This is a genomic window from Paenibacillus herberti (assembly GCF_002233675.1).
In the GTDB taxonomy this organism is placed as follows: domain Bacteria; phylum Bacillota; class Bacilli; order Paenibacillales; family Paenibacillaceae; genus Paenibacillus_O; species Paenibacillus_O herberti.
Genome location: NZ_NMUQ01000002.1, coordinates 752,990 through 774,757 on the forward strand (window position 1 = coordinate 752,990; position 21,768 = coordinate 774,757).

At 53.8% G+C, this 21,768-nt stretch carries 10 protein-coding genes; 7 read left to right on the forward strand and 3 right to left on the reverse strand.

The window, feature by feature from the left end; all coding sequences use genetic code 11:
* Positions 1-213 precede the first annotated feature (213 nt).
* Positions 214-2,685: an SBBP repeat-containing protein gene (locus tag CGZ75_RS26200; protein WP_089525232.1), complete on the forward strand. Its 2,472-nt coding sequence runs from the start codon at positions 214-216 to the stop codon at positions 2,683-2,685.
* A 127-nt stretch (positions 2,686-2,812) separates the two neighbouring features.
* A complete protein-coding gene (locus CGZ75_RS26205; protein WP_176444875.1) occupies positions 2,813-5,671 on the forward strand; it encodes a DUF7948 domain-containing protein in 2,859 nt (952 codons plus the stop codon).
* Between the two features lie 110 nt (positions 5,672-5,781).
* Here the strand turns inward: CGZ75_RS26205 and CGZ75_RS15810 are convergent, their stop codons facing one another.
* Positions 5,782-6,849 carry a glycosyltransferase family 2 protein gene (locus CGZ75_RS15810; RefSeq protein WP_089525234.1) on the reverse strand — a complete coding sequence of 356 codons (1,068 nt, stop codon included), beginning with the start codon at positions 6,847-6,849 and terminating at the stop codon, positions 5,782-5,784.
* Between the two features lie 209 nt (positions 6,850-7,058).
* Between CGZ75_RS15810 and CGZ75_RS15815 the strand changes: the two genes are divergently transcribed.
* The 5 genes from CGZ75_RS15815 (at position 7,059) to CGZ75_RS26220 (ending at position 20,963) form a co-directional block, all read left to right on the forward strand.
* Positions 7,059-9,176 carry an RICIN domain-containing protein gene (locus tag CGZ75_RS15815; protein ID WP_089525235.1) on the forward strand — a complete coding sequence of 706 codons (2,118 nt, stop codon included), beginning with the start codon at positions 7,059-7,061 and terminating at the stop codon, positions 9,174-9,176.
* 98 nt (positions 9,177-9,274) lie between these two features.
* Positions 9,275-12,166, forward strand: coding sequence for a DUF7948 domain-containing protein (locus CGZ75_RS26210; RefSeq protein ID WP_176444876.1), 2,892 nt, complete (start codon positions 9,275-9,277; stop codon positions 12,164-12,166).
* Between the two features lie 5 nt (positions 12,167-12,171).
* A complete protein-coding gene (locus CGZ75_RS26215) occupies positions 12,172-15,018 on the forward strand; it encodes a DUF7948 domain-containing protein (RefSeq protein ID WP_176444877.1) in 2,847 nt (948 codons plus the stop codon).
* 49 nt (positions 15,019-15,067) lie between these two features.
* A complete protein-coding gene (locus tag CGZ75_RS15830; protein WP_089525238.1) occupies positions 15,068-17,911 on the forward strand; it encodes a DUF7948 domain-containing protein in 2,844 nt (947 codons plus the stop codon).
* Between the two features lie 133 nt (positions 17,912-18,044).
* The gene (locus CGZ75_RS26220) at positions 18,045-20,963 is read left to right on the forward strand and encodes a DUF7948 domain-containing protein (protein ID WP_089525239.1); all 2,919 of its coding nucleotides are present in this window, start codon (positions 18,045-18,047) and stop codon (positions 20,961-20,963) included.
* Positions 20,964-21,037: 74 nt separating this feature from the next.
* On the opposite strand, the gene CGZ75_RS15840 is transcribed toward CGZ75_RS26220, so the two are convergent.
* Together CGZ75_RS15840 and CGZ75_RS15845 are read right to left on the reverse strand one after the other, a co-directional pair.
* Positions 21,038-21,331: a hypothetical protein gene (locus CGZ75_RS15840; protein WP_089525240.1), complete on the reverse strand. Its 294-nt coding sequence runs from the start codon at positions 21,329-21,331 to the stop codon at positions 21,038-21,040.
* Positions 21,332-21,377: 46 nt separating this feature from the next.
* Positions 21,378-21,647, reverse strand: a complete 270-nt coding sequence (locus tag CGZ75_RS15845; RefSeq protein ID WP_089525241.1) for a hypothetical protein — start codon at positions 21,645-21,647, stop codon at positions 21,378-21,380.
* Between the last annotated feature and the right edge of the window lie 121 nt (positions 21,648-21,768).

Sequence of the window (21,768 nt, forward strand, 5' to 3'; positions counted from 1 at the left end):
AGCCTCCGCTAAAGAGATGATTAGGAATGATCACGTGAACTCCCCTTCTATTGTTGCAATTCTCCGATAGGGCGTACATGGACTTTTCAACGCAATTGCTTGTATTTTTATCCTGCATTTTGCCCAAATCGATTCTCTCCTGGCAAACGCCCGTACCAGCTCTCGCCTGATAAGTATACAATAACAGATCAAATTCGATCAGGAGGCGCAGCTATGACGGAAATACCGTCGCAACACTCTGCTCAATTGAGACAGACGCTTGGAGGCAGGCCCGTTTTTGAACTTAACGCCGGTCAAACGGATGACCAGGTCGCCTATCTTCTGCGGGGTGCGGATTCAACTCTGTATTTTACCCCTTCACATATTGCCATGCTGTTTAGCAAACCAGTCCATAGGGAGGACCTCACCGGAACCACAACGTCATCTTCCAAAAAACAGTGGGAAACATGGGGACTGCGCATGCGCTTTGCAGGCGCTCAAAAGCAGCCGCTTATTCAAGGACTGAACCAACTGGAAGCGACTAAAAACTATTTTGTCGGCAAGGATGCTTCCATGTGGCGCTCCAATGTTCCGACCTTTGATAAAATCCAATACAGCGAACTCTACTCCGGTGTTGATCTGGTATTCTACTGGTCCGGCGAGCAGTTGGAGTTCGACTTTATCCTCTCGCCGGGCGGAGATCCCAGCAGCATCGTGCTGGAATTTGATGATGCGGACGAAACAATCGTCGAAGACAACGGAAGCCTTGCCGTTACCGTAAGCGGGAATCAAGTTCGGCTGCGTCCTCCAATCATTTATCAGGAACGAAGCGGCGACAAAATCGTCATAAACGGCGGATATCAGGTGCTGGAGGGCGGCAAGGTCGGGTTTGAGCTGCAGGAAGAATATGATCCTGCCCTAGCCCTCGTCATTGATCCGGTTCTGGATTATTCGACCTATCTTAGCGGAGATCTGTTTACAGTAGGCAACGGGATCGCGGTGGATGCCAACGGCAACGCCTATGTGACGGGAAGAACGATGGCGAACAACTTTCCGACTCAAGGAGCGATCCAGTCTAGCTTGGGTGGGGACACGGATGCTTTTATTACGAAATTCAGCACAGCTGGGAATACATTGATCTATTCCACTTATTTGGGCGGCAGCAATTTTGACGAGGGTAACTCCATAACAGTTGACCGCTTCAATAACGTTTATGTAACCGGATTTACGACCTCAATAGATTTTCCAATAGCTTCCGCTGTGCAGCCTATCGCTCCTTTGAATGGGAACGCTTTTGTCACCAGTCTCGATCCTACGGGCGGTGTCTTGAATTATTCAACTTACCTTGGCGGCGACGGAGATGATTCTGGTTTTGGAATAGCGGTGGACAGCTCCCTCAACGCTTATATTACGGGAAATACAGATTCAACCAATTTCCCGTTGCAGAATCCACTACAGCCGACTTTGCCCGCAGCGATCAGCGCCTTTGTGACGAAGCTGGCTTCAACGGGCTTGACCCTTTTGTACTCCACCTATTTTGGAGGCCCAAATTCCACTACAGCAAGCGGCATCGCCGTTGACGGCTTCAGCAATATGTATATTGCGGGGACAACAAGCACGGGCCTGCCGCTCGCCAATCCCATTCAACCCCTGTACGGCGGGGGAATCAGCGATGCCTTTATTACCAAAATAGATGCAACCGGAGCCTCTCTGCTCTATTCGACCTATCTTGGCGGCAGCGGAGACGATACGGGTGCAGGCATTGCCGTCGACACCTTTGGAAACGCCTATGTGACGGGCTCCACGCCGTCCACCGATTTCCCGACGGCCAATGCGGTCCAGCCTGCTCTTGGAGGGGGCAATGATGCTTTTGTATGCAAAATCAACACGGCTGGCAGCGGATTTATTTTCTCCACCTATTTGGGCGGCTCCGCGGATGATTTCGGCTTCGGCGTCGCAACCGATCCATTTGCTAATACCTATGTGACGGGGGTTACAGATTCGTTTAATTTCCCGCTGGCCAATCCGCTCCAATCCACAACAGACGGAGCCGATGCTTTTATTACCAAGCTTAACCTGAACGGCGCCTTTATCTATTCCACTTATCTGGGGGGCTCTAATCCGGACGCGGGACAATCGATTGCGGCGGACTTTAGCGGCAACGCCTATGTGACCGGGGCAACAACCTCACTTGACTTTCCGGTGGTAAATCCGTTCCAGCCGTCGTTGGAGGCGATTCCGGCCGCATTTGTGTCCAAAATAACCGAGGTCGTCGCCGTCGGGCCCACTGGACCGACCGGTGCGACTGGAGCGACTGGAGCGACCGGCGCGGGCGGTGCGACCGGCTCCACAGGACCGACAGGGCCGATAGGACTTTCCGTTACAGGGCCGACAGGCGCTACGGGGCTTTCCATTACAGGATCGACAGGAGCGTCAGGCACCGAGGGGGCCACCGGGCCCGTCGGAGCGGCGGGGATGATGGGACTGCCGGGACTACCGGGAACGGAAGGTTCAACCGGTGCAACCGGGCTGACCGGCATGAAAGGCAGCACGGGATCTTCCGGCCCCCGCGGACAGAGAGGGCGCCGCGGTCCCGCCGGCAAAACGATTAAAATCGTTAAAATCATCCGAATCAACTGCCGCTGCCGACACAAGCGGCATAAATGCTGCAAGAAGCACCCGAAGAAGCGCCGCTCGGGACGGTAAAGGGCTCCGTCCCACCGCCTCTTCCCTTTAGGCAGCCCATTTTCAGAAATTGGTGTCGTTCGCCCTTGCCAGCTTCCACCTATAGAAAATACAATATCAAATCAAAAAAGGAATGGGAGGCGCAGCAATGACCGATTCAACGAGGCAGGTCGCTGCCCCATTAAGGTCAATACCGAACAGCCGTCCTGTGTTCGAACTCAATGCGGGCCAATCGGATTCGCAGGTCGCTTACCTTTTGAGAAGTCACGATTCAACCTTATACTTTACCCCTTCCCATATCGCCATGATGTTCAGCGAGCTGCTTCCGGACACGGCTACAGCCGCCAACAGGACAGGGATGGAATGGGAAACATGGGGGCTGCGCATGCACTTTGTAGGCGCCCAGAACAATCCGGTTATTAGCGGCCAGGAGCGCTTGAATGCCTTGAAACATTACTATCGCGGGCAGGATTCAGCCAAATGGCAGACCGGCATTCCAACCTACGATAAAGTAAAGTACAGCGGACTGTACCCCGGCATTGACATGTTATTCTATCGCAATCAGCATGAGCTGGAATTCGACTTTATTGTATCACCCGGAGCGAATCCGAATCATATTAGGCTACAATTCGAGAGTACCGGCGGAGTCGAACTCGACGAGGAAGGCAATTTGAACGTTCAGACCTTCAAATATCCGCTTCAACTGCGTAAACCCTTTATTTATCAAGAAATTAACGGGGAAAAAGTGGCGATTGACGGAGAATACGTCCTGCTGGGACTGGATACAGTCGGATTTAAGCTGAACGAGGAATACAATCGGTCGCTTCCGCTTATCATCGACCCCGTGCTGGGTTACTCCACTTATCTTGGCGGTACGGACGGCAGCTCGCAAGGCTTCGGCATTGCCGTTGACGCCGCCAACAACGCTCATGTTACGGGAGCAACGATGGCTACCGATTTCCCGACAGCAAGTCCGATTCAAGCTGCACTAGCCGGAGCCAGTGATGTTTTTATTACTAAATTCGACCCAACCGGCACTACCTTAATCTATTCCACGTATTTGGGCGGCTCGCTCACCGATATCGGACGATCCATCGCCATTGACCGCTTCGATAACTGTTATGTGACCGGCAGCACGACTTCAACCGATTATCCACTTACAACATTTACTCTATTCCCCGTTGCACCAAGCGGAACCAATGCGCTTGTATCAAGCCTTGATCCTACAGGGCTGCTGAATTATTCCACCTACTTGGGCGGGAGCGGCGATGATATCGGATTTGGCGTCGCAGTCAATTCAAACCGGAATATTTATGTAACAGGAAGCACCAACTCCACCGACTTTCCTACAGAAGGCCCTTTTCAAGGAACGCTTCCCGGATCGAGCGCCGCTTTTGTCACAGAAATATTCTGGAGCTTCTTTAATAATTTTATAATCTTCTCGACCTACTTTGGCGGCACGAGCACGACCGTTGGCCAAAGCATCGCTGTTGATGCAACCTTTGAATGTTTTGTTACGGGAACTACCTCCTCGCCGGATCTTCCTCTGGCTAGTCCTATTCAGCCTCTTTATGGCGGAGGAGCCAGTGATGCCTTTGCAACCAAATTCACTTCAGACGGGACCGCCCTTGTCTTCTCCACCTTCCTGGGCGGAAGCGCAGCCGACACTGGCGGCGGTATCGCAGTTGATACCTTCGGCTTCTGTTATGTCGCCGGAACAACCTTCTCCACCGACTTTCCTACGGCCAATCCGGCACAGCTGGCCAACGGCGGAGGCAGCGATGCCTTTGTTTGTAAATTGGACCCTACAGGAAGCACCTTCCTCTTCTCCACCTACCTGGGCGGAGTCGGCGCGGATACCGGGAACGATGTCGCTACAGACCCGTTCGGAAACACTTATGTGACGGGTGATACCGGTTCGGTGAATTTCCCGCTCGCCGATCCGTTTCAGGCTACTACCGACGGTGCAGATGCGTTTGCAGCCAAATTCAACGGCGCCGGCTCGTTTGTTTACTCCACGTTTTTGGGCGGCTCCGCTGTCGATTCCGGCCAATCCATTGCCGCCGACTCGACGGGTAATGCCTATCTTACCGGCTTTACATCCTCAACTGACTTTCCGTTAGCAAGCCCGTTTCAGTCAACCAATTCCTTTTTCCCAAGCGCGTTCGTGACAAAGCTGGTTCAGCAAGTCACTGGTCCGCCTGGACCGACCGGACCCAGCGGTCCGACTGGGCCGACCGGAGATACCGGCGGCCCCGGACCTACTGGACCGGACGGTCCACCGGGGCCGACGGGAGCCACCGGGCCCGCGATTCCGGGTCCCACTGGGCCGACCGGATTGACGGGACCGAATGGACCGACCGGAACGACCGGACCTAACGGAGGCACGGGAGCGACCGGATCTAGCGGGCCGGTGGGCGCGATTGGACCGGCAGGCTTCCCTGGCGCAATGGGACCGATGGGTGCAGTTGGCGCCGCAGGACCGATCGGCGCCATAGGAGTACCAGGGTCAAGCGGTTCGCCTGGAGCGGCCGGTTCCCCCGGAGCAGCCGGATTAGCCGGTATGACCGGGCCAGCCGGATTTCCTGGCGCCAGAGGCGGCTCCGGCCCCAAAGGTTTAACCGGAGCGACCGGACCACGGGGAGAAGACGGCGAGATGATCAAGGTCACGCGCGTCGTACGCATCGTCAAGGTTCTGCCATGCAAGCCCCGCAAAGAGCCCCACAAGGCGGAAGTGCTGAGGCTGGCTCGCGAGATTAAAGGGCTGCTGGGCTCCGACCCTTGTCTCGAATTCCTGGAAGGAACGCTCAAGCGGCTTATCGCCCACATTAAACAATGCAAGTTCAAAAGCGCTCTCCTGACGCTGAACAAATTCGAGGAGCAGTTCTTAATAGTAGCGGAAGACGGACAAATTTCGTCAGCCACAGCCAAAAAAGTTTTCCGCCTCAGCGGAGATCTGCATGATCTGCTCCTCAAGCTGAGACGGAGATCAACTAAGTACGGTTGATCCTTCCCATGGCACTCCATTGCGGCCGCCGATTCATTGATTTATTTCATAGCAAGGTCAAAGCTCCGTCGCTTTTCGGCGGAGCTTCGGCTACTGCCGGCAGAGCAGCTCTATACGCTCTCCCCTCTTTTCTTGAATCGCGCTTCGAAAAAAAGCTTATTTCCGAGCATCCGCTGATCCTGCGGTCGAAAACGCAGTGCCTGTTCGTTATGCTCCCAGGCAAGCCGCTCCTGACCGAGCCGGTAATAACAAACGCTTAGCTGAACATGAGGCAGCCAGGTCCAGCACTGCTCGTTGCGGAAGCCCCAATCCTCCTTGGGCTCCTCAAGATCCGTCGCAAGCTTATACCAGAATACGGCGATGGAAAACTGCTCTTTTTGCAAAAAATGATAGCCTAATCGGCAGCAAATTTCCGCTGTAGGTGTAGCGTATTCAAGCGCCTTCAGCGCCGCCTTACATTCCTTGTCATGCTCACCCAACCGGTAATAACAGTCCGACAGCTTGTCGCAAGCCGTGACTTTGTCCGCTACCCATCCCTGCTCCATCTCTAAAAACCTTTCATATTGCTGCGCGGCTCTCGCAAGATCGCCGTTGTCGCGCAGCTCATTGGCAAAATAATAGTGATCGCGGGGAGACAGCTCCGCTCCGCTGCGCAATTTATTTTCATAGATGGCCAGATTTCTGCCCTTCGCATCATGAACACGCTTATGCGTAACCGCAATATCGGTATCGATTACATTGCCCGACACATCCAAGTATTCATGGACCGCACCGTACCACTTGAACTGCAGGGAGCGTTTGACAAGCCTATTGCGCCTGAATTTGAGATTGACTTTGCCGTAATCGTCAAAAGAATAGTGATAGAACATCGAACAGGCGTCGGTTGTAGGAGCCAGCTCCGCTTTGAGAGCGAGCAGCTTGTTCCGATCCTCCTCCAGCAGCACATCGTCGGCATCCAGCCAAAAGATATAATCCTGGCTCGCTTGACTGAAAGCATAGTTTCGCGCCGCTGAAAAATCGTCTACCCACGCAAAATCAAGCACATGATCCGTATACTTACGGGCTATTTCCTTCGTCCGGTCGGTCGAGCCCGTGTCAGCGATAATAATCTCGTCAGCGACTCCCCGCACGGAAAGCAAACATTGTTCCAGCAGTTTCTCTTCGTTTTTCACAATCATACAAAGGCTGATCGTCGGCAGTGGATTCCCCGCCCTTCCATGATGTCTTATCTGCCCGGCATTCCCCTATTCCTACTGTATTCCAGCCCAGGCCCAGCTGTTCTAAACGCCATGCCTAATTATGAAGAGACCGGATAAACGCCGTTACCCGCCTTCACCTAGGAAGATACGATATAGATGAAAGATTCATTCCAGGGAGGTACAATGTTATGTCCATTCAATCCATGATTAATGACGCCATTACTTCGGGACAGCCCGAACTCGTTATCGCTCCTGGAGTTTACCCCCTTACTGCCACTTTAAGCATCCTCGGCGCCAACGGGCTGACCATCGTTGCGGATGGCGTTACCTTCCTCATGACGGTGTTTACCCGGGTGATGAATGTGGGCAATTGCACCAATTTCACCTTTCAGGGACTAACGATCAACTATAATCCGCTTCCCTTCACACAAGGCGTCGTTACGGCTACCAATTATGTCACGGTACCCAACACGATTACAGTTAAGCTAGATCAGGGGTACCCTGTCAAAGCTTACGGTCGGCTTGAGGTATACAGCCCCTACACCCGCAAAAACAAAGAATTCTCAGGGGCAAATAACGGCACATCCTCCGTCTTTAATCCTGCTGATCCGACATCGCTCATCGTCTCCGGAGTAAGCGCGGGCATCGATGTGGGCGACTTAGTCACGCTCTCAGGCGGACCTATCACTCCCCATTCCATTCAGGTGTTCAACTCCTCCTTCACAACTTGGCGGAATATTACTCTGTATACCTCGAGCGGCTTTGGTTACATTGAAGGCAGCGGTATATGCGGCAGTATCCTGGATAATTTCAACGTCATACCGGGCCCGAAGCCGGCTGGCGCTATTCGCCCTCCGCTGCTGTCCAGCATATTTGACGCCATGCAATTCAACAATATTCAACTCGGTCCAAATGTTCAGAACTGCACGATCAAAAACGCCGGCGACGATTCCTTCAGTATTCAGACTCCGGCTTATATGACGGTTCTTAACGCTTCAGGCAACTCCGCCTATATTGCTTTCCGCACCGCTGCCCCGCTTCCCCTTCCGGCCGGAGATACGCTAGGCCCGTTTTTTGCCGATCAGGCTACTATCGTCAGCGCAACTTTAGTCCCCTATGGCAGCTTTCCAATCGACCCTACCATTCAGATGGAAATCGATAACGCTCAGCCCGGAGATCCATTTTTCATTAACAAAAATCAGATTTATCTCATCGTGTTTACCGCTGTGCCGCCGTTCGGAGCAGGGTCCTTCGTGTTCAACCCCCGCTTTTGCGGAACCGGATTTATTTATAGCAACAATACGATTTACAGCAAAGGAAGACTGCTAATAAAAGGAATCAACGGCTTCATCGAAAACAATAGGATTACAAACTCCATACGCCCGATCGTCATGACACCGGAGGGCAATGCGGATACTCAATCGGGCTGCGCCCAAAACCTGCAAATAAGAGGTAACTATATTCTCCGAGCAGGCTACTACCAATCCGCTTTCACAACGAATCAGGCTGGCGCAATCTGTTTTGCCTCCTATGAGGTAGTGAGCGTAAAGGCTTTTGATCAAATGGTCATTGAGGACAATACCTTTGACAGCAATGAAGGGTTAAACCTGCAAGTCGTCAACTGCGAGGATATGCAAATAACGAATAATATCTTTCTCAACACGCATTGCAATGACAACGGCACCAACGGCGGAATGTATAATATCGACCAATCAACCGACATCTTCATTTTCAACTCCGACACCGTTGCGATAACAGGCAATACAATCGACCATATGGGTCCACAGGGCTCTATCCCGGTTGTGCTGTCGACCGGCGCCACCAATGTGACCGGCCTGCCTGGCGGGGCCCTGCTGCTAAGCAAAACCAACCCTCCGATCAATACGGCCCTAACCTATGCCATTATTAACCGCGGCTCGACCAAAGCGCTGCAAACGGTTTTGAACGGAGTAAGCGATAATACAAACGTCGAGCAGGAAACATTCAACGCCGCCGTTTTATCTCAGCACTGGCAGCTAATTCCGAATGGGTTTTACTTTAATATTTTACATGTCGCCAGCGGCAAATTCCTGGATATTGCCGGATCATCGCTTGCACCGGGAGCGAATGCCGTTATTTTCACACCCAACGGAAGCTTAAGCCAGCAGTGGGCGGTGTTTATATCCAGAATTAGCTTTCTTAAAATCAAAAACGTCAACAGCGGCATGAATTTGACGCTGAGCGGAAACGCCAATGGCGTGCTGTGCTTGCAGCAGATTGACAGTGTATCGGCTACCCAGGAGTTTCAACTCACAGTAGTCGTGTAATAGGGCCTAATTATGTCCCGGCATGGCACATGCCCGGACCTGCCTTTAGCGGAAGCGATACAATAACAGATCAAGTTCTTTTGTCAGGAGGCGCAGCCATGAACGCATCGTCAATGGAGCCATCAGCCCGGATCAGGCCGGTTCATCCGAGTCAGCCTGTGTTCGAGCATAATGCGGGACAATCAGACCCGCGGGTTGCCTATCTTCTAAGAGATCAGGATTCAACCTTTTACTTTACCCCCGCGCATGCCGATATGATATTCGGCAAACCGTTGCAGACCAGCGAGCCTGCATACGATGCAGCTTCTTTATCGCGGATGCAATGGGAAGCCTGGGGACTTCGCATGAACTTTATCGGCGCTAGCCCGGAAACGCGGATAGAGGGCTGCAATCTTCTGGACGGAATTAAAAACTATTTTGTCGGGCGGGATGCATACAAATGGCGTACGGGCATACGGACGTTCGAGCAGATAAAATATATGGGTCTTTATCCCGGTATCGACATGTTGTTCTATCTCAACGACTCCCAGCTGGAATTCGATTTTATTGTTGCTCCCGGGGCCGATTGGCGGCAAATTGCACTGGAATTTGAAGGCACGGATTGGCTGCGAATTGATGCGGAAGGCAACTTCCATGCTGGAGTAAACGAGCAATCCATCTGTTTACGGAAGCCGTTTATTTACCAGGTGGATGAGCAGGGAAAGCAGGTTCAGATTAAGGGCGGATATGTTGTTCGAAGTAAACGCCGGATTGGATTCGAGCCCGCCTCCACTTATGATGACTCTCTCCCGCTTATTATTGATCCGGTACTAACCTATTCGACCTACCTCGGGGGCAGCGACGTTACGACTGGACTTGGCATTGCGGTAGACGCCTCCGGAAGCGCCTATGTGACGGGGCTTACTTTCGCAACGGACTACCCCACTCTGGGTCCGATTCAGGGGACACTGGCAGGCGGGTCCGACGTCGTGATCAGCAAATTCTCTCCAGCGGGCAACACGCTCCTTTATTCCACCTATCTGGGCGGCAGCGATCTTGATTCCGGAAATGCGATCACGGTTGATGCGTTCAACAATGCCTATGTAACCGGGTATACGGATTCCGTGGACTTTCCGACAACTTCCGGTGCTTTCCAAACGACTCCTCTCCCTTCCACAAACGCCTTTGTTAGCAAGCTCGATCCTACCGGCGGCATCCTGCTCTTCTCGACCTATCTGGGCGGAAACGATGTCGATATCGGAAACGGCATCGCTGTCGACATTACAGGTGTCACTTATATTACGGGAACAACGCTATCAAGCAATTTTCCGTTGGTCGACCCGTTCCAAAGCTCATTTTTCGCAGTCAACACGGCCTTTGTAACCAAGCTTAATGCAGCGGGGAACGCCCTGCTGTACTCCACTTATCTAAGCGGGACCATCTTCACCAACGGGGCCGCTATCGCAGTCGACCGCTACGGGCAATTTTATGCAGCAGGATCAACGAATGTTAATTTCCCTACCGTAAATCCTTTTCAGCCTTCCTTCGGCGGCGGTACCAGCGACGCCTATGTCGTCAAGTTTGCTACAGTCGGCTCCGTGACCAGTGTGATCTATTCAACTTATGTTGGGGGCACCCAAGCCGATTACGGAACAGGCGTCGCGACGGATATGAGCGGGAACGCCTATGTCACCGGTTATACCAATTCTCTGAATTTCCCTGTGCTGGATCCCATTCAGGCTGCCAACGGCGGTCTTAATGACGCTTTTGTAAGCAAGCTGGGACCAAGCGGAACTCTGATCTATTCGACTTATTTGGGAGGCAGCGGCAACGATCAGGGGAACGGAATCTCGGCTGATAATTTGGGCAATGTCTATGTCACCGGTTGGTCGGCCTCAATCAACTTTCCGCTGGCCAATCCATTCCAAAACACGCTGTTCGGGAGTGCAAGCGCCTTTGTAGCCAAGCTTAATTCAAGCCCAGCGTTTATTTATTCCACCTATTTGGGAGGGAATAACAACAATCAAGGAACGGCAATCACATCCGATTCTTTCGGAAGCGCCTATGTGACCGGACTGACTTCCTCGATCAACTTCCCTTTGGCCAATCCATTCCAGAATAATCAGCCGGCCCCGGGTCTGCAAAGCGCATTTGTGTCCAAATTCGAAGATACCACCCAAGTCGGACCGACAGGGCCGTCGGGACCGGCAGGGCCGGCAGGGCCAACGGGCGCGACAGGGCCAACGGGGGGCTCAAGCCCCGGACCGAATGGACCGACTGGAGCGACTGGACCGACAGGCACAACCGGAGCTACGGGCGTGACGGGTCCGACCGGCATAGGCATAACCGGGCCTCAAGGGGCAACCGGTGTGACGGCTGGATCGACTGGACCGACAGGAGCAATTGGACCTTCCGGTCCGGCAGGCGCCATTGGCGCGGCAGGTGTTACCGGACTTACAGGACCGGCCGGAATGTCCGGCCCAGTCGGTCCAGCTGGTCCTGCAGGCGCGGCTGGCCCGGCCGGTTCTGCCGGTGTGCCTGGCTCGGCAGGAGCGACGGGGCCAGTTGGACCCGCCGGCACCGCCGGTCCGGCCGGGTCAAAAGGCGCTAAAGGACCCGAAGGCCCACCAGGGCGCAATGGAAAAATTATTAAAATCGTGGAAACGATCAAAATCGTCAAGCCATGCAAACGTAAGAGCGGCAAAACCAATTCCGCAGCCATTGCGCTGCTCCGCAAGCTCGCACGAATGCTGCGGGACGATGAGGAGCTCTGTTATCTGCTCTCCGACATAGCCAGAATCTCCGGATTCATCAAACGCAAAGCCTACAAAAGCGCGATGAAGTCCTTCTGCCAGCTGACCGCACATTTCAAAAAGCTCGTGAAAGAAGGAGAAATCCCATCCCGTAAAGGAAAAATACTGCTGCGCCTCTCGGACTGCCTGCTTAATGAGCTCATGCTGCTCTGCAGCCGACCGGGGCCGATCAGAATCAGCGCTGACGAAAAGGAGTGATGAGCATGAATAGCTCTGAAAAGTTATCCTCCGCCTCCGTAAAGCTGATTCGAGGCGGGTCGTATGTATTCGAGCAAAATATCGGTCAAACGAATCCGGAAGCAGCCTATGTGCTTAAAGGTTTTGACTCGGCCTTTTACTTTACCCCCGCCTACATGGCAATGACATTCAGCAGACGCATCAAAAAAGACAACAAAACCTTTTCACTTCCGGTATCAAACGAGTGGGAAGCCTGGGGTTTGCGTATGCGCTTTGCTGAAGCCCGCCCTGACGTTGCTCCGGAAGGACTCGATCCGCAAAAAGCCGTGACCCATTATTACCGCGGAAATGATCCCTCCAAGTGGTTCACCGATGTTCCGACTTTCGGGAGAATAAGTTATTCGGACATCTACCCCGGCATTGATCTCGTCTTTTATATAAACAACGGGTCTCTGGAATTTGATTTCATCGTGTCCGCCGGAGCTGACGCAGCGAATATAGCGCTGGAATTCGAAGGCTCCGATCGCATTGAAGTCGAAGAGGATGGCCATCTACTGGTCGTGACAAACAGGCAGCCTATCCGGCTGAAGCCGCCCTTTATTTATCAAGATAATAAGAGCAGAAAAGTTGGCGGCGGTTATGTCAAGCTGAGCAACACCAGAATCGCGATTCAAGTAGAAGAAGAGTATGACCGTTCGGCTCCGCTTATTATTGATCCTGTCTTGACCTATTCCACTTATCTTGGCGGAAGCGCAACGACGGATGCATTCGGGATTGGCCTGGACGCGAGCGGTAATGCCTATGTCACCGGGTTGACGACGTCGTTGGATTTTCCAACCCAGATACCTTTCCAGTCCACCTATGCAGGCGGCGCTAATGACGCTTTTGTTACGAAGCTGGCTCCTTCAGGCAGCACGCTCATTTATTCTACCTATCTGGGCGGCACAGGCGATGATCAGGGGAGAGGCATTGCGGTGGATTTCTCTGGAAACGCCTATGTCACTGGGTCCACAACCTCCACCGATTTCCCGGTAGCCAATGCCTTTCAGGGTGTCGCCCCTGGTACTACAAATGCATTTGTGACCAAGTTCGACGCCTCGGGCGGGACGCTGGCTTACTCCACTTACTTGGGCGGCGTCAATCAGGATGCAGGACTCGGAATTGCTGTCGACTCGGCGGGCAGCGCTTATGTAACCGGTCTAACTACCTCGCCAGATTTTCCTACTCTGAATGCTTATCAACCTACGCCAATTGCGATTGCCAACGCCTTTTTGACCAAATTCAGTCCTGCTGGGAATACGCTCGTTTATTCCACCTACTTTGGCGGGAATATTCAGATCAGTGCAGCGGAAGGAGCGGGCGTCGCGGTGGATACCTCTGGCCAAGCGTATTTAACGGGTTTTACCAGCGGTAATCTGACGCTCGTAAACCCGCTTCAGCCCGTATTCGGCGGAGGCAGCGAAGACGCTTTTATCGCCAAGTTTGATGCTTCCGGGGCGAATGTCATCTATTCCACCTATCTCGGAGGAAGCAGTCAAGAATTAAGCCAGGGCATTACCGTTGATCTGGCCCAAAATGTCTCGGTTGTCGGCCTAACGTCATCCACTAATTTCCCAACCTTTAATCCGGTTCAAGCGGCCCTTGGGGGTGGAAATGATTTTTTCGTGACCAAAATCAACGCTTCCGGCACGGGCTTTATTTTCTCGACCTACTTGGGAGGCAGCCAGGACGATAACGGCTTCGGAATTACGACCGATACCTTCGGCAATGTGTATGTTACCGGGGACAGCGCTTCACCCGACTTCCCGCTCGCTAACCCGCTCCAGTCCACTCTTATGGGAACGGCCGATGCCGTAATCATCAAATTCAATCCGACAGGAGCCCTGATCTACTCCACTTTCCTCGGCGGAAACGGCGGAGACGTCGGTCAAGCGATAGCGGCTTCCCCTTCGGGAAGCGCCTATGTGGCCGGCGGAACAACCTCTACCGACTTCCCCGTTGTGAACCCTTTTCAAGCTGATCTGCCAGGCTCTCCAAGCGGTTTTGTCTCGCAGTTGGAGGACAACACCTTGGTTGGTCCGACCGGACCGACCGGACCTAGCCCGACCGGGCCGACAGGCGCGACAGGACCGGCGGGATCTCCCGGTGAGCCCGGGCCGGATGGCATCCAAGGCCCGACCGGCGACACCGGGCCGACAGGCGCGAACGGTGCGACAGGAGCCGCCGGCATTACCGGCGCTATCGGATCGCAAGGGAGCACCGGCACAATAGGGCTTGCTGGACCGTCCGGTGCCGTCGGACTGCCCGGACCGGCCGGTATTCCGGGCGCAACAGGCTTTACGGGCCTCACCGGGCCGAACGGCGCGATAGGACCGGTCGGCGCCGCTGGTGCTCCGGGAGCCGCAGGAACGGCCGGCACGACAGGATCGCTTGGAGCCAAAGGGCCAGCCGGACCGAAGGGACGTTCCGGAGCTTCCGGACCAAGAGGGCCGCAGGGGGCTCAAGGACCCGAAGGACCTCCTGGCCGCAACGGCAAAATCATCGAAATCGTGGAAACGATCAAAATCATTAAGCCTTGCAGACGGCATGGAGACCGGCTTGATTTTGAAGCCATGGAACTGACGCGCAAGCTCGAACGAATGGCCAGGTTGGAGATGAATCTCTGTCATCTCATCCCTTCCATCCGGGACATCGCCAGACTCATCAAGCGGCGCAAGTTCAAAAGCGCGATGATGTCCCTTAGCAAGCTGATGAATCACCTGCGGGAGCTTGTGGAGCATGACGAAATCTCCATCATGAAAGGCAGAAGGATGCTGAAGGTGTCTGCCTTTTTGCTTAACGAGCTTATGAGACTGAACGACGGGGTTAAGTAGACTGGAAATCGCTCCATACGGCTAATCAGGACGATTGGAAGTGAAGGAAATGAACGCTCAATCCCCCGTTTCATTGCAATTGCTACGAGGGGCTTCGCTTGTATTTGAGCAGAATGTCGGACAGACGTATCCGGAAGCCGCCTATATGTTGCGAGACTTTGATTCAACCTTTTATTTCACGCCAAGTTATATGGCGATGACTTTCAGCAGGCGCATAGGCCCGCAGAACAAGGACACGTCTCTGCAAGATCCGCTGCCGAAAGCATCGGGCAAACGCGAGTCCTGGGGGCTGCGCATGCATTTTGCAGGAGCGCGGCCGGACGTCCGGCCAGAGGGCTCCGATCACCAGGCAGCAGTGACGCACTATTACCGCGGAAACGATCCTTCCAAATGGATTACCGATGTGCCTACTTTTGGCAAAGTCATCTATACCGGACTTTATCCCGGAATTGATCTGGTCTTCTATAAGAAGGAAGGACTCCTGGAATTTGATTTCATTGTGTCTCCCGGAGCAGATGCAACAACTATTGTGTTAGAGTTCGAGGGCGCCGACCGCATTGAACTGGAAGAGGACGGCCATCTGCTTGCCGTTACTAACGGGTCTCCCGTGCGGCTGCAGCTTCCCTTTATTTATCAGGACAGCGAGAAAGAGAGAAAAAAGGTCCGCGGCGGTTATATGAAGCTCAGCGATACTCGGATTGCCATTGAAGTTCAAGAAGAGTACGATCGCTCATCCCCGCTTATTATCGATCCCGTATTGGCTTATTCGACTTACCTTGGCGGAAACGGCCAGTCATCCGCAGCGGGAATTGCCCTGGATGCAAGCGGGAATGCCTTTATTACCGGCCGTACAACCTCGACCAATTTTCCAACCCAAATGCCCTTTCAGCCCAGCCGTTCGGGCATAGAAGACGCATTTGTCACCAAGCTGAACGCCTCAGGCAACGCGCTCATCTATTCCACTTATCTGGGCGGCAGCGGCGATGATCAGGGGCTTGCTATCGCAGTGGATCTGTCAGGCAGTGCCTACGTCACCGGCCTCACCGCATCGGCCAACTTTCCAACGGTTAATCCTTTTCAGAGCATACCCCCCAACAACGATGCGACCGTATTCGTGTCCAAGTTCAATGCTTCCGGCGGGACACTGGTCTATTCCACCTACCTCGGCGGCTCCGTAACAGAGGAAGGAACCGCAATTGCCGTGGATACGGCTGGAAGCGCCTATGTGACAGGTCAGACTTTCTCAAAAAACTTCCCCGTGCAGAATGCGTTTCAGCCCGCTCCTTCCGTTCAAGTCACCGCTTTTCTGACCAAGTTCAGTCCTGCAGGGAACACGCTCGTCTACTCGACCTATTTCGGCGGCGCCTCCAACACCACCGCAGGGCTCGGAGTCGCGGTAGACACGATGTTTCAAGCCTATCTAACGGGAGACACCACCGGCGGTCTACCGCTGCAAGCTCCTCTTCAGCCTGCTTTTGGTGGGGGAAACATCGATGCTTTCATCACAAAATTCGATACGTCAGGGCAGAATTTGATCTACTCCACTTACTTGGGAGGCAGTGGTGATGATGCAGGAACGGGTATTACGGTTGATCTGGCGCAAAACGTGTCGATTACTGGCCAAACGCAATCGACTAATTTTCCGACCTTTAATCCAGTTCAAGCGGCAAATGGCGGTGGCCAGGATCTGTTCATAACCAAAATCAACGCATCCGGCACAAGTTTCATCTTCTCCACCTATCTGGGCGGATCACAGAATGATACTGGCTTCGGAGTCGCTACCGACAACTTCGGCAACGTTTATGTCGCCGGACAAAGCCTTTCGCTCGATTTCCCACTGGCCGATCCGCTCCAAGTTCAAGCGGGGAACAATGCCGCTGTTGTCATCAAGTTTAATCCCACCGGCGGACTGATCTATTCCACCTATCTCGGCGGCAACGGCGTCGATATAGGGCAAGCAATAGCGGCGTCTCCCTCTGGAAGCGCCTATGTAGCGGGTGCGACAAGCTCGACCGACTTCCCTGTCGTAAATCCTTTCCAAGCGACTTTGCCAGGTGCTTCAAGCGGCTTCGTCTCGCAGCTCGCGGACACAACTTTGGTCGGGCCGACCGGGCCGACAGGCCCTAGCCCTACTGGACCGACGGGAGCGACTGGACCGGCGGGAAGCCCCGGCGAACCCGGACCGGATGGGGTCCAAGGGCCGACCGGCGACACCGGGCCGACGGGAACGACCGGTGCGACAGGAGCCGCCGGCATAACCGGTGCTAGCGGACCGCAAGGGAACCCCGGGACTACAGGGGCAACCGGTCCGGCCGGTGACATCGGCTTGCCCGGAGCAGCCGGTACTCCGGGCACGGCAGGCGTTACGGGCGACACCGGGCCGATCGGCGCGATGGGACCCGTCGGCGCGGCTGGCGCTCCGGGCACAGCAGGAGCGGCCGGCACGACGGGATCACCCGGAGCCGGAGGACCGGCCGGACCGACGGGGCGGGGCGGAGCTCCGGGGCCAAGAGGGCCCCGAGGGTCTAAAGGACCCGAAGGGCCTCCAGGTCGCAATGGCAAAATCATCGAAATTGTGGAAACGATCAAAATCATCAAGCCATGCCGCCGCAAGCACGGCTGCCGGCCGGAGCTGGAAGCCCTGAAGCTCGCCCGCAAGCTGGAATGCGCTTTGGCGGAAAATCCGCATCTTTGTTTCCTAGCTCCTTCAGTCCGCAAGATCGCTCGATTTATCAAACGTCAAAACAGTAAAGAAGCCATTATGAGCCTTTGTAGGCTGATCGATTATTTGAAAAGGCTCGTTGATGAGGGCGAAGTCTCCTCTCGTAAAGCCAAGCGCTTTTTGAATCTGGCAGCTAAACTGTTGAATGAATTGATGCGTTTGCAGGCTTAACCACCTTTTAATCCCTGAACACCTGGAGAGAATCGCCTCGTTCAGCCTATTTTGTCCCCGTCTTGACAGATGCCCTTACCAGCTTTGGCACGAAGAATATACAGTACGAAGTCTATATTTAGGAGGCACAGCTATGACCGAGCCATTCATGCAGCCCTCCGCCCGAATACGGCAGTTGCGCGGCGCTCATCCTGTGTTTGAGCAGAATGCAGGACAGTTGGATTCACAAGTCGCTTTCCTTCTAAGGGGTGCTAACTCCGCCTATTATTTTACCCCTTCGCATATCGCCCTTCTATTCTCCAAACTGGTGGAAGACAGCGAGGATAGTCCCTCTCGTTCGGTGAAGCCTGCCAGCAAACAGAAACAGTACGAGGCATGGAGCCTCCGCATGAACTTTGTGGATGCCGAGCCGAATCCGTCCATTGACGGGCTGGTGCCTTTAGAGAACAAAAACAACTACTTCAAAGGGTCCGATCCTTCTAAATGGCATACGAACGTCCCCACCTTCGGCCAAGTTAAATATACCGGCCTATACCCCGGGATCGACATGCTGTTTTATGAGAATGAAGGGCAGCTTGAGTTCGACTTCATCGTGGCGCCAGGAGCCGATCCCGGGCTGATTCAGCTGCAGCTCGAAGGCTGTGATGAAGTACGGATTGACGAAGCAGGGAATCTCCTTGTCGCGGCTGACGATCATTCTATGACGCTTAAGCTTCCCTTTATTTATCAGGAGCTTAATGGAAAGAAAAAGAAAATAGACGGCGGATATACCATCCTGCCCGATAACCGTGTCGCATTCGAGCTAAAAGGAAGCTACGATCCCGCACTCGTTCTCGTCATCGATCCGACACTGACCTACTCCACTTACTTGGGCGGTACATCCAGCACGATTGCCTATGGCATCACCGTAGATTCCAGCGGCAGCGCTTATGTAGTTGGAACGACGCTGGCCGCGGACTTTCCTACGACGGTAGGAGTGTTTCAAACCAGCCTTATCGGAACTTCCGATGCATTTGTCACCAAATTCAGTGCAGCCGGAAATACGCTTGTTTACTCCACTTATTTGGGCGGGACCGGCGTTAATGATGGCCGCGCCATCTCGATCGATCTTTCCGGTAACGCCTATGTGACCGGTTTTACCGACGCCACGGATTTCCCTACTTTTAATGCTTTCATAAACACCGCTCCAGGCGGACAAAGCGGATTTGTAACCAAGTTCAATTCCACTGGCAGCTCGCTCCTGTACTCCGGTTATCTGGGAGGCAGCGGAACCGACTCTTGCCTTGGCATTGATGTCAACTCAGCCGGCAACGCCTTTATTACAGGGACTACGGATTCGACAGACTTCCCGACGACCGCAGGCGTTTTTCAACCGACCTTCCCTGCAACCGCTCCGGGCGCTACATCCGCCTTTCTTACTCAGCTAAGCACGGTAGGCAGTACAGCTGTTTACTCCACCTACTTCGGTGGACTTAACGGCAATACGGGAACCGGAGTTGCGGTAGACAATGTGGGGCAAGCATACTTGAGCGGGCAAACCGCGACCGGACTTCCGATTGTAAATGGACTCTTCCCTATCTACGGAGGGGGAGCTACCGATGCCTATGCCGCTAAGTTCAATACTGCTGCAACTGCGCTTGTATTCAGCACTTATCTAGGCGGTAGCAACGACGATGTCGGTAATGGAATAGCAGTGGATCTGGCGCAAAATGTTTATGTTACGGGCTCCACTCAATCGGTGGACTTTCCGACCTTTAATGCCGTCCAGCCGACATTTGGCGGCTCCGAAGACGCCTTTGTCGTTAAAATTAATGGAGACGGCAGCAGTCTCGTCTATTCAACCTACCTGGGCGGCAGTGCCAACGATCTGGGGAACGGAATCGCAACCGACCCCTTTGAAAATGTATATGTCACCGGAACGACGGGTTCAACGAATTTTCCGCTGGTCAATCCGATTCAGCCTACCATTGCACTTGGGGCCATTAATGCATTCATTTCCAAGCTCAACCCGACCGGGTCGTTTATTTACTCCACCTATTTGGGCGGCACTGGGCCCGATATCGGCCAGGCAATTGCAGCCGACTCCTCTGGCAGCGCCTATATCGCCGGTCAAACCTTCTCAACGAATTTCCCCACCGTCAATCCTTTTCAAGCCACCTCAAATGGACTTCCAAACGCATTCGTCGCCAAAATTCTGGATGACATTCAACTCGGGCCGACGGGGCCGACAGGACCTACCGGGCCGACAGGACCGACGGGGCCGGCTGGACCAACCGGAACGACGGGGGACACTGGAGCTACGGGGCCGACAGGACCATCGGGACCAACGGGGCCAACAGGGTTCACGGGGCCGACGGGACCTGAAGGGCCAACGGGAGCAGCCGGTCCTTCAGGGGTACCGGGCGCAACCGGTCCTTCAGGGCCGACTGGCGCTACGGGTCCTTCCGGACCGAATGGAGCAATAGGACCAGCGGGTGCTGCCGGCGCTGCCGGAACGACGGGAACGACGGGGATTACAGGACCGGCAGGCGCGAATGGAGCGACGGGACCGAACGGCGCGATTGGTGCGGCAGGGCCGGCCGGACCGCGCGGTGCCAACGGTTCAAACGGGCCGAATGGGCCCCGCGGGCTTCGGGGGCCGGAGGGAGAGGAAGGTCCTCAGGGGAAAAACGGAAAGATTATTAAAATCATCAAAATCATCGAAATTATTAAGCCGTGCAACTGCTGCGTTCCTTGTCCAGAAGCGTTGAAGCTCGCCGCCGAGCTCAAAAAGCTGGTGATATTCGATCCATGTCTTGAGCCTCTGCTGCTCACGGTAAACAAGCTCATTCATCAAATCAAGCGCTGCCGGTACAAAAGCGCCGAAATCATTCTATGCAAGTTGGACCGCCAAATTGTACGCCTGTTGCGGGAAGGCCTCTTAACTCGACGCAAAGCCAGGGCGCTGCAGAAGATTTCAGCACATCTGAAGAGAGTACTGATCAAGCTGCAGAATAAATCCACAAAGCCTTGCCGCCAATGCGGCTCATGCAAGCAAAAAAGAGATTATTAACCTGTTCTACAGAAAACCCGAACCGGTCCGCAAGGACCGGTTCTTCTGCATTCAACCTAAGTTACAGGCTCTAACTAAAAGGCTGGACTGACTTGTACGGTTAAATGAGGCTTGCTATACAGGCTGACGCCCCCCGTACCAACCGTGACGACTCCGCCTTTTCTGAAAAAGACCCGTAACATCCTCCCATTAGTTTGCGTAATCTCGACCGAGGCTCTATCACGAGCGGCTATATAACTGACAAAGCCCGCAGGGCCGGCAACTGTTTTCCAGTTATTATCGAATTGGCCCTTTACAATCCGATTGGACCACGTTTGTGCTACAATCTCACTTGTGCCTTGACGAACAGATGCTTTTTTTTTAGCCATTTCATTCACCATTCCTTATTGTCTAGTAACGATTCTGCCAGCCATTCTAGCCGAGAGCGACCGTCCGATGCGGCTTGCTATAGATGCTGATTCCTTTGACCCCCAGCAGTACGGTCCCGCCTTTGTTGAAAAAAGTCCGTTTCCTTTGACCATTGCCCAATGTAACCACGACAGAGGCATTATTGCGGTTCGCGACCACCCGCAAAAATCTTGAATACTGGCCGGTAAACGTCCAGCCACTGTCAAACTGTCCCCATTCCACCTCGGTTGACCATGTCTGCGCCTGCTTGCTGCCTATGCTTGCCTGTTTGCCCATTTCACTCCCACTCCTTGCTGACGGCTGTGAATCTAACTGGTTAACAAACGAATAATCTGGTGTGGCTTGCCGTCTTCTTCAATTTTTATCAAAATCTCCATCCTTTGTGCTAGTTTTCCTA